14 protein-coding genes and 1 tRNA gene are annotated in these 13,165 nt (G+C 41.5%); 13 read left to right on the top strand and 2 right to left on the bottom strand.

What is annotated here, in order from left to right; translation table 11 throughout:
- The 8 genes from PSU72_RS02975 to PSU72_RS02940 form a co-directional block, all read left to right on the top strand.
- The coding region (locus PSU72_RS02975; protein ID WP_300430510.1) for a hypothetical protein at window positions 1-478 on the top strand (478 nt) is incomplete at its 5' end.
- A gap of 129 nt (window positions 479-607) precedes the next feature.
- A complete protein-coding gene (locus PSU72_RS02970) occupies window positions 608-1,207 on the top strand; it encodes a LemA family protein (protein WP_300430508.1) in 600 nt (199 codons plus the stop codon).
- A 38-nt stretch (window positions 1,208-1,245) separates the two neighbouring features.
- Window positions 1,246-2,124: a YgcG family protein gene (locus tag PSU72_RS02965; protein WP_300430506.1), complete on the top strand. Its 879-nt coding sequence runs from the start codon at window positions 1,246-1,248 to the stop codon at window positions 2,122-2,124.
- Window positions 2,124-2,630 carry a TPM domain-containing protein gene (locus tag PSU72_RS02960; RefSeq protein WP_300430504.1) on the top strand — a complete coding sequence of 169 codons (507 nt, stop codon included), beginning with the start codon at window positions 2,124-2,126 and terminating at the stop codon, window positions 2,628-2,630. Before PSU72_RS02965 ends, PSU72_RS02960 begins: the two co-directional genes overlap by 1 nt.
- Window positions 2,611-3,228, top strand: a complete 618-nt coding sequence (locus PSU72_RS02955; protein ID WP_300430502.1) for a hypothetical protein — start codon at window positions 2,611-2,613, stop codon at window positions 3,226-3,228. The genes PSU72_RS02960 and PSU72_RS02955 overlap by 20 nt, the downstream gene beginning before the upstream one ends.
- A 109-nt stretch (window positions 3,229-3,337) precedes the next feature.
- Window positions 3,338-5,059: a proline--tRNA ligase gene (locus PSU72_RS02950; protein ID WP_300430500.1), complete on the top strand. Its 1,722-nt coding sequence runs from the start codon at window positions 3,338-3,340 to the stop codon at window positions 5,057-5,059.
- Between the two features lie 6 nt (window positions 5,060-5,065).
- The gene (locus PSU72_RS02945) at window positions 5,066-5,695 is read left to right on the top strand and encodes a lytic transglycosylase domain-containing protein (protein WP_300430498.1); all 630 of its coding nucleotides are present in this window, start codon (window positions 5,066-5,068) and stop codon (window positions 5,693-5,695) included.
- A 209-nt stretch (window positions 5,696-5,904) separates the two neighbouring features.
- On the top strand, window positions 5,905-6,417 hold the full coding sequence (locus PSU72_RS02940) for a DUF1097 domain-containing protein (RefSeq protein WP_300430496.1): 513 nt from the start codon (window positions 5,905-5,907) through the stop codon (window positions 6,415-6,417).
- Between the two features lie 132 nt (window positions 6,418-6,549).
- Here the strand turns inward: PSU72_RS02940 and PSU72_RS02935 are convergent, their stop codons facing one another.
- Together PSU72_RS02935 and queA are read right to left on the bottom strand one after the other, a co-directional pair.
- Window positions 6,550-7,425, bottom strand: a complete 876-nt coding sequence (locus PSU72_RS02935; protein ID WP_300430494.1) for a hypothetical protein — start codon at window positions 7,423-7,425, stop codon at window positions 6,550-6,552.
- Between the two features lie 93 nt (window positions 7,426-7,518).
- Window positions 7,519-8,571: a tRNA preQ1(34) S-adenosylmethionine ribosyltransferase-isomerase QueA gene (gene queA, locus PSU72_RS02930; RefSeq protein ID WP_300430492.1), complete on the bottom strand. Its 1,053-nt coding sequence runs from the start codon at window positions 8,569-8,571 to the stop codon at window positions 7,519-7,521.
- A gap of 62 nt (window positions 8,572-8,633) precedes the next feature.
- On the opposite strand from queA, the gene PSU72_RS02925 reads away from it, so the two are divergent.
- The 5 genes from PSU72_RS02925 to PSU72_RS02905 all read left to right on the top strand — a co-directional run bounded on the left by PSU72_RS02925 (window position 8,634) and on the right by PSU72_RS02905 (window position 13,114).
- Window positions 8,634-8,720, top strand: a tRNA-Leu gene (locus tag PSU72_RS02925).
- 310 nt (window positions 8,721-9,030) lie between these two features.
- Window positions 9,031-9,507 (top strand): DUF2244 domain-containing protein, encoded by a 477-nt coding sequence (locus PSU72_RS02920; protein WP_300430490.1) that lies wholly within the window; start codon window positions 9,031-9,033, stop codon window positions 9,505-9,507.
- 20 nt (window positions 9,508-9,527) lie between these two features.
- Complete coding sequence (gene coxB / locus PSU72_RS02915; RefSeq protein WP_300430488.1) at window positions 9,528-10,700, top strand: cytochrome c oxidase subunit II; 1,173 nt, start codon at window positions 9,528-9,530, stop codon at window positions 10,698-10,700.
- 65 nt (window positions 10,701-10,765) lie between these two features.
- Window positions 10,766-12,358 carry a cytochrome c oxidase subunit I gene (gene ctaD, locus PSU72_RS02910; protein ID WP_013148961.1) on the top strand — a complete coding sequence of 531 codons (1,593 nt, stop codon included), beginning with the start codon at window positions 10,766-10,768 and terminating at the stop codon, window positions 12,356-12,358.
- Window positions 12,359-12,526: 168 nt separating this feature from the next.
- A complete protein-coding gene (locus PSU72_RS02905; protein WP_300430484.1) occupies window positions 12,527-13,114 on the top strand; it encodes a cytochrome c oxidase assembly protein in 588 nt (195 codons plus the stop codon).
- The last annotated feature ends 51 nt before the right edge of the window (window positions 13,115-13,165 follow it).

Genomic DNA, 13,165 nt, shown 5'->3' with positions numbered 1-13,165 from the left:
GGCAGATACTGTACAAGAGACATTGGCAAATGTAGAGCAACCCCTAGAAACGTTAACGACTGTGCCTATTGAGTCGCCAATATTCACCCAAATTGCCAGTGAAAACGGCGATTACTTATTTGTGCTGCCAAACTCCGCAATGAACGCAGAAGAGTTACAGTTATTTCAAAATATTTGCAAAGCACTACGAATTAAAACCAAGCCTGCTGAAACTTCATCTGATATTTTAGCGTCTATCAAAGATATGCAAGCAAAGTTGTTGATTGCGATGGGCGAGGCAACCGCACAAGCGATATTGCAATCCGCTGAGCCAATCGCGCACTTAAGTGGCAAGTTGCATCAACTGCATGGCGTTACTTTAATCGCTACTTATGATTTGCCGCACCTATTAAAAAATCCTGCAGGTAAAGCAAAAGTCTGGCGTGATTTATGTATGGGGCTGCAAATTTTACAAGACTTAAAAGTTGCAAATAGTTAAATCAGCTAGAATTGTAAGGTCTTGAAATGTAGTGCATAAGGCGCAATCTAATTAGTACAGAATATATCTCGGTGTTATGTATATCATTACAACGAGTCTTTAAATTTGATTTATTCATAAGGAATGAACATGCAAAAAATTTACTTAAAGCTATTCACAGTTTTACTTTTGTTGAATCTAAGTGGCTGTGGCTACAACAACTTTCAGTCGCTAGATGAAGAATCAAAAGCCAGTTGGTCAGAAGTGCTTAATCAGTATCAGCGTCGTGCCGACCTAGTGCCTAACTTGGTGAATGTAGTGAAAGGTTATGCAGAACATGAAAAAGAGGTGCTGACACAAGTGACTGAGGCACGTTCAAAAGTAGGTAGTATGCAAGTCACGCCAGAACTGCTGAATGACCCAGAGGCTTTTGCCAGATTTCAAGCGGCACAGGGTCAGTTAACAAGTGCTTTATCACGATTAATGGTGGTTTCTGAGAACTATCCAAACTTAAAAGCAGACCAAGGTTTTAGAGACTTGCAAGCACAGCTTGAAGGCACTGAAAATCGCATTACTGTTGCGCGCAATCGTTACATCGAAACGATTAAAGTTTACAACATTGCAATACGCTCATTCCCGCAAAATCTAACGGCAATGATGTTTGGCTATAAAACTAAACCATCATTCACTGTTGAAAATGAAAAAGCGATTTCAGTCGCACCAACCGTTGATTTTGGTGACAAGAAATAGCCTCTGTAATTTTACTAATCATTTTAAATGAGCAGTAAGTGATTACTCACATTAAAGCGACTCTGTTTGCAGTTTGCACAATGCTGTTATTTGCAACGTGTAATCTGCATGCTGAACTCGTTGCTATCCCTGCACTTCAAACACGCGTCACAGATTTAACGCAAACTCTTACTTCAGATCAGCAAAGCCAATTGGAAGCAAAGCTTAAGGCTTTTGAGTTGGAAAAAGGTAGTCAAATCGCGGTGTTAATTGTGCCTAGCACCCAGCCAGAAGAAATTGAGCAATATAGTATTCGGGTGGTCGATGCTTGGAAACTAGGTCGCGAAAAACAAGATGATGGCATTCTTGTTTTAGTGGCTAAAAATGATCATAAAATGCGGATTGAAGTTGGGCAAGGCTTAGAAGGCGCGATTCCAGATTTAATTGCGAAGCGGGTCATCAATGAGGTAATGTCACCAAGTTTCAAGCAGGGCGATTTCTACGGTGGAATTAATAAAGCTACAGATACATTGATGGGCTTGGTTAATGGTGAAAAGCTTGCACCGCCTCCACCTCAAGCCAATCATGCCAATATGAGCTTTGATAATAGCTTAGCGCTATTTGTCATCGGTTGCGTGGTAGTTGGTGCCTTTCTCAGCTCAGTCTTAGGTCGATTTTTTGGCGCGGGTGCTACGGCAGGCATCATTGGCGGCGTGTCTTGGTTCATTTTAGGTACCTTAGGCATGTCAATTTTTGTTGGCATCATGGCATTTGTTTTTACCTTAATCATGCCCTATATTTTTGATGGCACGCGCGGTGGCGGAACATATTCCAGTGGCGGTTTTGGTGGCGGTGGATTTGGTAGCAGTAGCGGAAATGACAGCTTTAGCGGTGGCGGCGGTGGGTTTAGTGGCGGTGGCGCGTCAGGAGATTGGTGATGTCATTTAAACGCTTGAAACGGTTAGCTAAACACTTATTTATTTTGCCCGGTATTGTTAAAAAATACTTTCCAAAAGAATCAATGCAGCGCATAGAAAACGCGATTGCAGCCAGTGAAAAAACACATTTTGGTGAAATTTGTTTTGTGGTTGAATCGAATTTGCATGCGTTTGATATTGTTAGACAGGTATCGGCTAAAAAGCGTGCCATCGAGATTTTCTCAAAACTTCATGTGTGGGATACCGCGCAAAATAACGGCGTGTTAATTTATTTGTTGTTGGCTGATCATGACTTTGAAATTGTCGCTGACCGAGGCATTCATCATTATGTGGGCACTGAGGGATGGGAGCAAATCAGTCGCGAGATGGAAAAGCACTTCAAGCACGGTGATTTTGAGCTTGGCGTTTTACAAGGCATTGCAAAAATAGCCGAACATTTAGATCGACATTTTCCTTCAGGCTCAGAAAACACCAATGAGTTAAGTAATGCGCCTATTGTTATTTAGTGTTGTTTGTTTATCATTGATTTCGTTTGATGCAACAGCCGCACTCTCTGACATATCAAAAATTTATCGCGAAGTGCCAACTTTAGGTGGTTTAGATGTTTGTTTTGGCGGAGGTTGCGCTGAAATTAGGCATGTCTCCATTAACACGCAAGAATGGACTCAAGTGGTCTCTGTTTTTGCATTCAAGACAGATGATGCAACACTTGAACGTCAGCAGATTGCCGATGCTGTAGGCATGTTAGAAATAATTGTCGGCGCTAAGATAGGCACATCAGGTGACCGCGCAGGCACTTTCAGTAATTCAAAATTTCCAGATCAGTTAGATTGCAATGATGAGGCAATTAACACCACGACTTATATGCATTTGATGCAATATTACGGCTTGATTAAATTGCATGAAGCCGAAGATATGCGCACAAGAAGCTTCTTTTTTAATGGCTGGCCGCATACCACCGCGGTGATGCATGAAAAAGCCACAGGCGAACGCTTCGCGGTGGATAGCTGGTTTTATGATAATGGCGTACCAGCAACGATAGTGCCGTTTGAGCTTTGGAAGTCAGGCTATATTCCTGCGGACAGCCCAGTTCGTCGTCACTAGATTTCTATGGCTGTAGCGCGGCTCAATAATGCGTTATAACTATTGCTGACTAAATGACTGATTAAATGTAAAATTCGGTCTTTGATTTTTGCTCAGATTTGATACCACCATGCGCGCCTCACAATTTTTCTTCAACACACAAAAAGAAGCTCCAAACGATGCAGAGTTGCCAAGCCATATCCTAATGGTACGCGCAGGACTGATTAAGCGTTTGGGTTCTGGTTTATATAGCTGGATGCCGCTAGGTTTGCGTGTGCTGCGTAAAGTTGAAACCATCGTGCGCGACGAAATGAATAAGGCTGGCGCTTTAGAGTTGTTAATGCCCGCAGTACAACCCCGTGAGTTATGGGATGAAACCGGTCGCTGGGCAGTATTTGGTCCACAAATGCTCAAAATTACCGATCGCCATTCACGTGAGTTTTGCTTTGGTCCAACGCATGAAGAAGTGATTACTGACATCGCACGTTCAGAGGTGCGCAGTTATAAGCAATTACCACTTAATTTCTACCAAATACAAACTAAATTTCGCGATGAAATTCGCCCACGCTTTGGTGTGATGCGCGCGCGTGAATTTATGATGAAAGATGCTTATTCTTTCCATACCGATTTTGCCTCTCTAGAAACTACGTATGCGAATATGTATCAAGCGTATAGCAATGTTTTCAATCGCTTAGGTCTAAAGTTTCGTGCAGTAAAAGCCGATACAGGTGCTATAGGCGGTGATGGTTCTCATGAGTTTCATGTGCTTGCTGATTCAGGTGAAGATGGCTTAGCGTATTGTGATACGTCTGATTACGCAGCCAACGTAGAGTTGGCCGAAGCAGTTGCGCCTAGTGTGCGCGGCGCCGCAACAGAAGTGATGCAAGATGTTGAAACGCCAAAACAAACCTCTTGTGAAGAGGTGGCAGCATTACTCAACATAGGCTTAGATCGTACGATTAAAGCCATGGCATTAATCGCAACGCTTGAGGATGGCAGCACACAGTTTAATTTATTACTTATTCGTGGCGATCACCGCATGAATGAAATTAAAGTGAATAAATTGGAAGGTTTACATGACTTCCGATTCGCTACAGAAGAAGAAGTCCGTGAGAACTTAAAATGCCCACCAGGTTTTATCGGCCCAGTAGGCGTTGGCGCACATGTGCGGGTGATTGCAGATAGAACAGTCGCGGCGATGAGTGATTTTGTGTGTGGTGCGAATAAACCAAAATACCATTTAAGCGGTGTTAATTTTGGTCGCGATTTACCAGAGCCAAGTTTAGTCGCGGACATTAGAAATGTGGTGGAAGGCGATGCAAGCCCAGATGGTAAAGGCACATTGTCACTTTGCCGAGGTATTGAAGTTGGGCATATATTCCAGTTGCGAACTAAATATTCTGAGGCAATGAATGCCACTTATCTTGACGAAAGTGGTCAAACACAAGTAATGGAAATGGGTTGTTACGGTATCGGCGTTTCACGTATTGTCGGTGCGGCAATTGAGCAAGGCAACGATGCGCGCGGAATCATCTTTCCAAAAAGCATGGCACCGTTTACCGTGACAATTTGCCCGATTGGTTATGATAAGTCAGAGGCGGTTTCAGCAGCGGCGAATAAGATATACGCTGATTTGAATGCTGTAGGCATCGAGGCGATGCTAGATGATAGAGGCGAGCGCCCAGGTGTGATGTTTGCCGAGGCGGATTTGATGGGTATTCCACACCGTTTAGTCATTGGTGAGCGCGGCTTGGCAGATAGCACAGTGGAATATAAAGGTAGAACTGATGCGGAAGCGCAGATGGTTTCATTGAATAATGTAGTTGAATTTATGCAAAAAGTGGCACTATAATCAAACATGCTTAAAAATATTCAAATCTGCTTGCTGACATTGATTGGAGCTTTGGCCTCAATCAATAGCTATGCTGGTGCGCAGATTGAAGAGCCGTTATCAAATAGCGTAAAAGCGATGATGCAGCGCAGCATTAGTGATAAAGCCGTTCCAACGCTCACTTTTGCCAGCCCAGAAGAAGGTGAAGCTTGGCTGAATGAGATGTCAAGACGCTTGCAAAAACGCATTCCTGATACTAATTATCGTGAAGATTTACTTCGTACTGTTCACTATGAAGCGACTCGTGCAGGGCTGGATCCTCAAATGGTATTAGGTTTGATTCAGGTGGAAAGTGGCTTTAAGAAATACGCATTATCTTCAGTTGGTGCGCGAGGATTTATGCAGGTGATGCCATTTTGGGCGCGTAGCATTGGTGCAACAGACCATAACTTATTCCTTTTACGTACTAACTTACGTTATGGCTGCACAATTCTAAGGCATTATATTGATATCGAGCATGGTGATTTATATCGTGCTTTAGGTCGATATAACGGTAGTTTAGGCAAGCCGCAGTACCCTAACTTGGTGCTTGGTGCTTGGCGTAAGAACTGGGACTATTCGACCAAAAACTGGAATTACGCACCAAAAAACACCTAAATTATTAGGCGTTTTCTCAATTAGCATGGTTTTGGCACTAGATTAGTGCTAAAAACCCCTTCAAAAAAGTTTACATTTCTGTAAAAATCATTCAGTATGCCCCTAGCGTTTATACGACTAAGGCAAAATTTGCACTATTCCAATAAGCCCAGCGTATGACGTTGCTGTTCGAAAAACTTGCTACTCAATATAAAAATTAGGAGAAAAGTATGTCGAAATTAACTGCATTAGCACTAAGTATTGCTGTTTTAGGTGGGGTATGGGCATTTTTAGCATTGGGTCCGTTGGGTGGAGCTGCGCCAATTGCTTTAGTATGGGTTGGCTTTATTGCATGGGGTTGTTATTTTCATACGGGTGGCGATAGCGCAGCATTACAAAAAACAATCGCTGGTATGTCTTTTGGTGCAGTAATTGCAGGTGTTGCTTTATATCTAGTGAGTTCTGGAATGTTGGCTGCCTTGGGCACATTAGCTGCACCTGTTATTATTGCAGTGACTGTGTTCGTACTGGTGATTGTGGCAGGTAATACCTTACTGTCAGTTGTTCCTGCAAACGTGTATGGCTATGCAGCAACCGCTGGCTTGGCTTTAACTGCAGGTACGGCAGGTAACGCAACGGCAATGAACTTGACTAATCCAGTGCTGCTAGTCATTGTTTCTACAATTATTGGTGCAATATTTGGTATGCTTTCAGGTAAATTAGCTGGCATGCTTGGTAAGTAATCAGAACTAAATAAGTCTTACTTCAGTTGTAAATTAAGATAATAGTAGCTTAATCTAAGCTGTTAAGTGAGATTAAAAAAACCGCCTTAAGTGGCGGTTTTTTGTTTTTAAGAGTTAGGTCAATCTTTATGGTTAGTTGGCTTTTTGCACTTTGAAACCATAGTAGGTACCAAACTCACCTTCAGACTCATGGTAAACAAATAACATGTCATTAGCATACCCAGCGCCATTTAGATGATTATGTGAGCGTAGTTTTAAGTCTTTAGGTAACTCGCTTTTACCTATGAACTTGCCAGTTAAATCAAATACCAGAACGGCTTTGTGGTCGATGTCGAGTAACTCTAACTCTTCACCTTTTATGCCGGTGTAAGCTACAAAGAAATCGCTGACATCATCAAATGCTACGCCCGCTTTAACTAAATCTAAATTAATTTCACCGATTTGCTCTCTGGCTTTTAGGTCTACTATCAGAACCTTATTGCTACGTCCTTGCTTTGCATAATACAGGTTCTTTTCTGCGTTATAACTAGGCATGGTATTCGCGTCACCAAAAGCGGGGTTAAAGCCAAATACATCGGAAGAGGTGTCTTTTACTTCGCCTGTTTCAGTCAGGTCAATTGAAAATATGCCTGTGTTCGGCGAGAAGCCACCAAAGCTTGAAATATTGTAAGTAATGGTTTCCAGCTTATTGGAGTTTGAGTTGTAATAAATTGAGCGGTTGTCATAGCCGGGTTTTGCAGAATTGATATATTTACCTGCATCATCATAGGCATGAATTTGAGATTTAGAAATAGGCGCTTCTGTTTCGCTACCCATAGGCGCTAATCCACCATCAGCAATATAGTAACGTTTCAAGTTAGGGATATAAGCTACCGTCATTGGGCGTGTACTTGGTTTTTGTGTCAATGGGATTTTAATGCCAACTTGCGCTTCAGGAAAAATCGCTGCTTGAGAGGTTTGCAGCGCGGTAGCGAATGCCATTGAAACTATCACTGTAGAAATACGCATTATTATTCTTTCTTTCAAAACTTAATTTATAACGTTAGGTTTAAGCCGAGACTGAGTTTAGTCAGTCTGTTGTTCTCAATCGTTCAATTCAATTTATGCTGCGGGGTGCTTCTCAATCAGCATGGCATCACCATAACTAAAAAAGCGGTAATGCTCATTGATGGCGTGCTCATAAGCTTTTTTAATATTATCCATCCCAGCAAACGCAGACACTAACATGAGCAGGGTACTTTTAGGTAAATGAAAGTTGGTAAATAGTCGATCCACTACTTTAAATTGATAACCTGGTGTAATGAATATATCGGTATCACCATTACCCGCTTGCAAATAACCTTTATTATTAGACTCAGTAACTCTCGCGGCACTCTCTAAAGCACGTAGCGCAGTGGTGCCGATTGCTGTTACTTTTGCGCCATTGTTTTTGGTGGCATGAATCATGTCAACAGTCGTTTGTGAAATGCTGTAAAGCTCACTATGCATTTTATGCTCATTAATATTATCTACTCGTACTGGCTGAAAAGTACCTGCACCAACGTGCAATGTCACGTAGGCAATGTTGATACCTTTTTGTTTCAGAGTGTCTAACATGGCGTCGTTAAAATGCAAGCCAGCGGTAGGCGCAGCCACCGCACCTAGATGTTTACTGAATACCGTTTGATAACGTTCTTCATCGTCACTAGTCGCGGTGTGCGTTATATAAGGAGGCAAAGGCAATGCACCATGTTGTTCCAGTAAATCTAATACAGAGCTTTCACTTAAAAAACGAAGTTCAAATAAATCGTCGTGTCGTGCAGTCACTTCAACATCAAAAGCGTTTGATAAAGTTAAGCGAGAGCCAACTTTAGGCGCACGAGATGCCCTAATTTGTGCATATGCGGTATGTTGATTAATAACACGCTCTATCATTACTTCGACATTGCCGCCTGTATGTTTCACGCCAAATAAGCGAGCTTTGATGACGCGCGTGTCATTAAACACTAATAAATCACCGGCTTGCAGGTGTTCTGGTAGGTTGATAAACATCTTATCGGTTACCTCACCTTTGCTGCTATTCAGGTGCAACATACGGCTGGCCGTTCTCTCAGCGGTGGGGTGCTGCGCAATTAATGCGTCAGGTAAATAAAAATTGAAATCTTCTGTTCTCATAAATGCTATAGCTTGCTATAATGGCGACCGTTGCAATTATACAGTAATGTATATTCCCAAATGCCCGGGTGGCGGAATTGGTAGACGCACGGGACTCAAAATCCCGCGCTGGCAACAGCGTGCCGGTTCGATTCCGGCCCCGGGCACCAAAAAACAATGACTTGCATTTTTGCAGGTCATTTTTTTGCCTACTTTTATGAAAATTTAAGCCAACCTCCTGAATTTTTAAATTTAAAACCTAGAGTAATGCTCGGATGCTGCCCTTGGTGTCCCGAATTCAGGCAGCTTAATCACCACATTTATGTTGTATTAGTATTGCCAAATTGTTACATAAGTGTAACTTTTCGCTTGAGCCTAACTGCTTTTTGTGATACTTTTAACATGCGTCAAATTGTCGCATGTCAAAGAAGTGTAAGAAAATTTAACTAAATAAGTTTTCTGAGTGAAGGGCGGTCTGTGGTGATAACTGATTTAGGTTACAAAATCATTGCTAGACACAATAACTCACTTACGCCTAAAGCTGGAGTCAGGCTTCTTTTGGCATTGGCAGGAATAGTATTAGTGGTAGGGATCAGTTTTGCTCGCATAGGTGCTTGGTTGGTATTGCCTTTTGCTGGCTTGGAAATATTAGCATTTGCTTATGCTTTTCATTACATCTATTTGCATTCAAGTGATTTTGAAAGCATTACCATAGGAAATGACAGTGTTGTTGTAGAAAAAAGAGATTATAAAGAAGTTACTACAACAGTTTTTCAGAGACATTGGGCGCAAGTTAGTTTGCGTGAAGTAGCAAGTGTTGGTGGCGTAATTGGTAGGAACGGACTTTTTATTCGTTCGCACGGAAAAGAAATTGAGTTTGGTAAACACTATATGAATGATGAGCAACGTGCTTTACTTGCGCGTGAGCTCAAACAAAAATTAAAAAATATTGATTAATTAGTTTTGGAGCATGTTTTATGCAGGTATTTAGAAAAATTGGTTTAGGTGTTTCAGCAATGCTGGTTTCATTCAGTGCTTTTGCTGATTATGCATGGAATTTCCCTACACCAGCTACCCCTATGGCATTAGATACTTTGCATGTGCATAACAAGTTCATGCTGATTTCTATGGCTATTTTTGTTTCTGTATTAGCTATAATGATCTATTCTATTTTTGCGCATCGCAAAAGTAAGGGCTTTAAAGCCGTTGCTGATAAAGCGCCCTCTACAGCAGTCGAGATTTTTTGGACGCTGATTCCATTTGTAATTCTGCTAGTGATTGACTTTGTTATTATGGGTATTCCTGCTTATCACAGTGTGATTATGATGGAGAATACTCGTGAAAAAGCAGATATGGTCATCAAGATAACTGGTTCACAATGGCGCTGGCAGTATGAGTATTTGGATGGTGATGCTAAAGGGGTTAAGTTTGTAAGTAATTTGTCGACACCAAAAGAGCAGACAGATAAAGGCTTTGATGGCAAGAAAGATGAGCATTACTTACTCGAAGTGGATAATCGTTTAGTTTTGCCCGTAGGTAAAAAAGTACGTATTTTGATGACATCTACAGATGTATTGCACAACTGGTGGGTTCCGCAATTTGGCTCTTCACGCGTTGCTGTACCTGGTTTTCTTCGTGAAACTTGGGTTCAAGTTGAAAAAGAAGGTACTTATCGCGGTCAATGTAAAGAACTCTGCGGTAAAGGTCATGGTTACATGCCTATCGTAGTGGATGCGATGCCGGCAGAAGAGTACAAAGCTTGGGTTGCATCTAAAAAAGATGAATTGGCTAAAGCTTCTGCAGGTGCTGATAAAGAGTGGACAAAAGAAGACTTGGTTGCAACTGGTAAAGGTGTTTATGAGAAAAACTGTGCTGTTTGTCACCAAGTGAGTGGTGCTGGTCTTCCTCCAGCATTTCCGGCTTTAACAGGTAGTAAAGTAGCTAATGGTCCAATTTTTGGTGCTGATGGAAAATATTTAAAAGATAGCCATTTGGACCGTGTTTTAAATGGTAAAAATGTGATGCCATCATGGAAGGCATTGTTGAACGATACCGAAATCGCCGCAGTCATCACATACGAACGTAATGCATTGGGTAACAGTGTCGGCGATGTATTGCAGCCTTCACAAGTAAAAACGGCTCGCCAGTAGTAAATTGGCAATTAAATTTTAAGCATTAACTATTAGTTATTTAGTTTGAGTATTAGGAGAAAGCAATGAGTACAACAACGGTAGCACATCATGATGATCATGCTGAACATCCGACAGGGATTATGCGCTGGCTAACCACCACGAATCATAAGGACATCGGGACGATGTACTTAACGTTTTCACTGATCATGTTCTTTGTTGGCGGTGCGATGATTTTAGGTATTCGCGCAGAGCTATTCAAGCCGGGTTTGCAATTGATGAATCCAGAGTTTTTTAATCAGTTAATTGGTGTACATGCATTGATTATGATTTTTGCGGCATTAATGCCAGCAGCGACGGGCTTTGCTAACTGGATGATTCCACTACAAATCGGCGCGCCTGATATGGCTTTGCCGCGTTTGAATAACTGGGGCTTCTGGTTGCTTCCTCCTTCAGCAATTCTTTTAACCTTACCATTCACACTTGCATTATTTGGTATCGGTGATGGTGCTTTAGCAACGGGTTGGACATTCTATCCACCGCTATCTGTGCAGGGTGGCATTGGCGTTGACTTCGCGATTTTTGCAGTTCACTTGTTAGGTATTTCTTCAGTACTTGGCTCAATCAATGTGATTGTGACTGTATTTAATATGCGCGCTCCTGGCATGACATTAATGAAAATGCCAATGTTTGTATGGGGTTGGTTGATTACTGCTTTCTTGTTGATTGCGACTATTCCTGTTTTAGCTGGTGCTGTGACTATGCTACTGACTGATCGTCACTTTGGTACGCATTTCTTTGATGCCGCTGGTGGTGGTGATCCAATCATGTTCCAACATTTATTCTGGTTCTTTGGTCACCCTGAAGTGTATATTTTGTTATTACCAGTATGGGGTTTCATTCCACAAATTCTAGAAACATTCTCACGTAAACCTATGTACGGCTACAAGGCTCAAGTATATTCACTATGGGGTATCGGTGCTTTAGCTGTGGTTGTTTGGGCGCATCACTTCTTTACTGCTGGTATGCCTGTACCTGCTTTACTTTACTTTATGTATAGCACGATGGCAATTTCACTTCCATTAGCTGTATTGTTCTTCTGCTGGATAAAAACAATGTGGAGAGGCTCAATGAGCTTTGAGACACCAATGTTATTTGCAGTGGGTTGGATTATTTTATTTGGTATTGGTGGGTTAACTGGTTTGGTGTTGGCCGATGTAGCAGCTGATGCGCAATATCATAATAGTTATTTCGTGGTAGCTCACTTCCATTACACGCTTTTTGCTGGTGGCATTATGGGGATTATGGCTGGTACTTATTACTGGTTACCAAAAATGACTGGTCATATGTACAGTGAGAAATTAGGTAAACTACATTTCTGGCTCACTGCAATTTCATTCAACATGACCTTTATTCCTCAGTTCTTCTTAGGTTTAGCAGGTATGCCTCGCCGAATTCCAGACTATGCATTGCAGTTTGCTGAATTCAATATGATTTCATCAATTGCCGCATTTACACTAGGTCTGTCACAGTTGCTATTTGTTTACAATATTGTAAGTTGTGCAAGAGGCGGTAAAAAAGCGACTGATAAAGTTTGGGAAGGCGCGCAAGGTTTGGAGTGGACGTTACCTTCACCTCCTCCATATCACAGCTTTACTGAGCAACCAGTAATTAAATAAATATAGCAGCTAGGTTCATTGAAATTGAACCTAGCTGTTTAGTAACAGGAATATGATTCGGGTAAATATGAACGACCAAGAAGCAAAAACTAAACGTAGCAATAAAAAGATCGCATTAGTTTTAGGGGGCATTGCTTTGATTTGGTATGTGGTGTCTATGTTTTCAATATGGCATTAAACGAAGAACCAAAAGTAAAAGCGCCTGAAAACTTAACGGCTAAAGAGCAGCTGGATTTAAAAAACAAAAAATTAGTGCGTAAGTTATTGTGGTTGGTTGTTGGGTCTTTATTATTTGCATTTGCTTTAGTGCCTTTGTATGACGTTTTATGCAGTCTTACAGGCTTAAATGGCAAAACACAAAACTCTGCTGCATTAGCTGCTAAGGCTAAAGTTGATAATTCTAGATGGGTAACTGTTCAGTTTACTTCAAGTGTGATGCCAGGTTTAGGTTGGAATTTCTATCCTAAGCAGACTAGCATTAGGCTGCATCCCGGACAGATAGAAACCGTGTTATTTGTAGCAAAAAATATCACGAATGAAGTAGTGGTTGGTCAAGCAGTGCCAAGTATTACGCCAGGTATTGCAGCAGCTAATCTTAAAAAAATTGAGTGCTTTTGTTTTGTGAGGCAATCGCTCAAACCGGGCGAAGAAAAAGAAATGCCTTTAAGGTTTTTTGTAAGCCCTGAATTGCCAAAAGATGTATCTGATATGACATTGTCATATTCATTCTTTCCAGCAGTGAGTCAGAGTAAATAGATTTAGTAATTAAATGTAAGTAGTTTCAGGCGAGGAAATGGCGGCTATAAG

The sequence above is a fragment of the Methylotenera sp. genome (genome assembly GCF_029945535.1).
GTDB lineage: Bacteria > Pseudomonadota > Gammaproteobacteria > Burkholderiales > Methylophilaceae > Methylotenera.
Note: the sequence above shows the minus strand (reverse complement) of the source record. Positions and strands in the feature narration are given on the sequence as shown.

Coding starts and splice junctions, on each gene's coding strand:
- PSU72_RS02935 (WP_300430494.1), bottom strand. CDS start 7,425: ATGCGTATTTCTACAGTGATAGTTTCAATGGCATTCGCTACCGCGCTG.
- coxB (WP_300430488.1), top strand. CDS start 9,528: ATGCAGGTATTTAGAAAAATTGGTTTAGGTGTTTCAGCAATGCTGGTT.
- PSU72_RS02940 (WP_300430496.1), top strand. CDS start 5,905: ATGTCGAAATTAACTGCATTAGCACTAAGTATTGCTGTTTTAGGTGGG.
- PSU72_RS02960 (WP_300430504.1), top strand. CDS start 2,124: ATGTCATTTAAACGCTTGAAACGGTTAGCTAAACACTTATTTATTTTG.
- PSU72_RS02905 (WP_300430484.1), top strand. CDS start 12,527: ATGGCATTAAACGAAGAACCAAAAGTAAAAGCGCCTGAAAACTTAACG.
- ctaD (WP_013148961.1), top strand. CDS start 10,766: ATGAGTACAACAACGGTAGCACATCATGATGATCATGCTGAACATCCG.
- PSU72_RS02945 (WP_300430498.1), top strand. CDS start 5,066: ATGCTTAAAAATATTCAAATCTGCTTGCTGACATTGATTGGAGCTTTG.
- PSU72_RS02970 (WP_300430508.1), top strand. CDS start 608: ATGCAAAAAATTTACTTAAAGCTATTCACAGTTTTACTTTTGTTGAAT.
- PSU72_RS02955 (WP_300430502.1), top strand. CDS start 2,611: ATGCGCCTATTGTTATTTAGTGTTGTTTGTTTATCATTGATTTCGTTT.
- queA (WP_300430492.1), bottom strand. CDS start 8,571: ATGAGAACAGAAGATTTCAATTTTTATTTACCTGACGCATTAATTGCG.
- PSU72_RS02950 (WP_300430500.1), top strand. CDS start 3,338: ATGCGCGCCTCACAATTTTTCTTCAACACACAAAAAGAAGCTCCAAAC.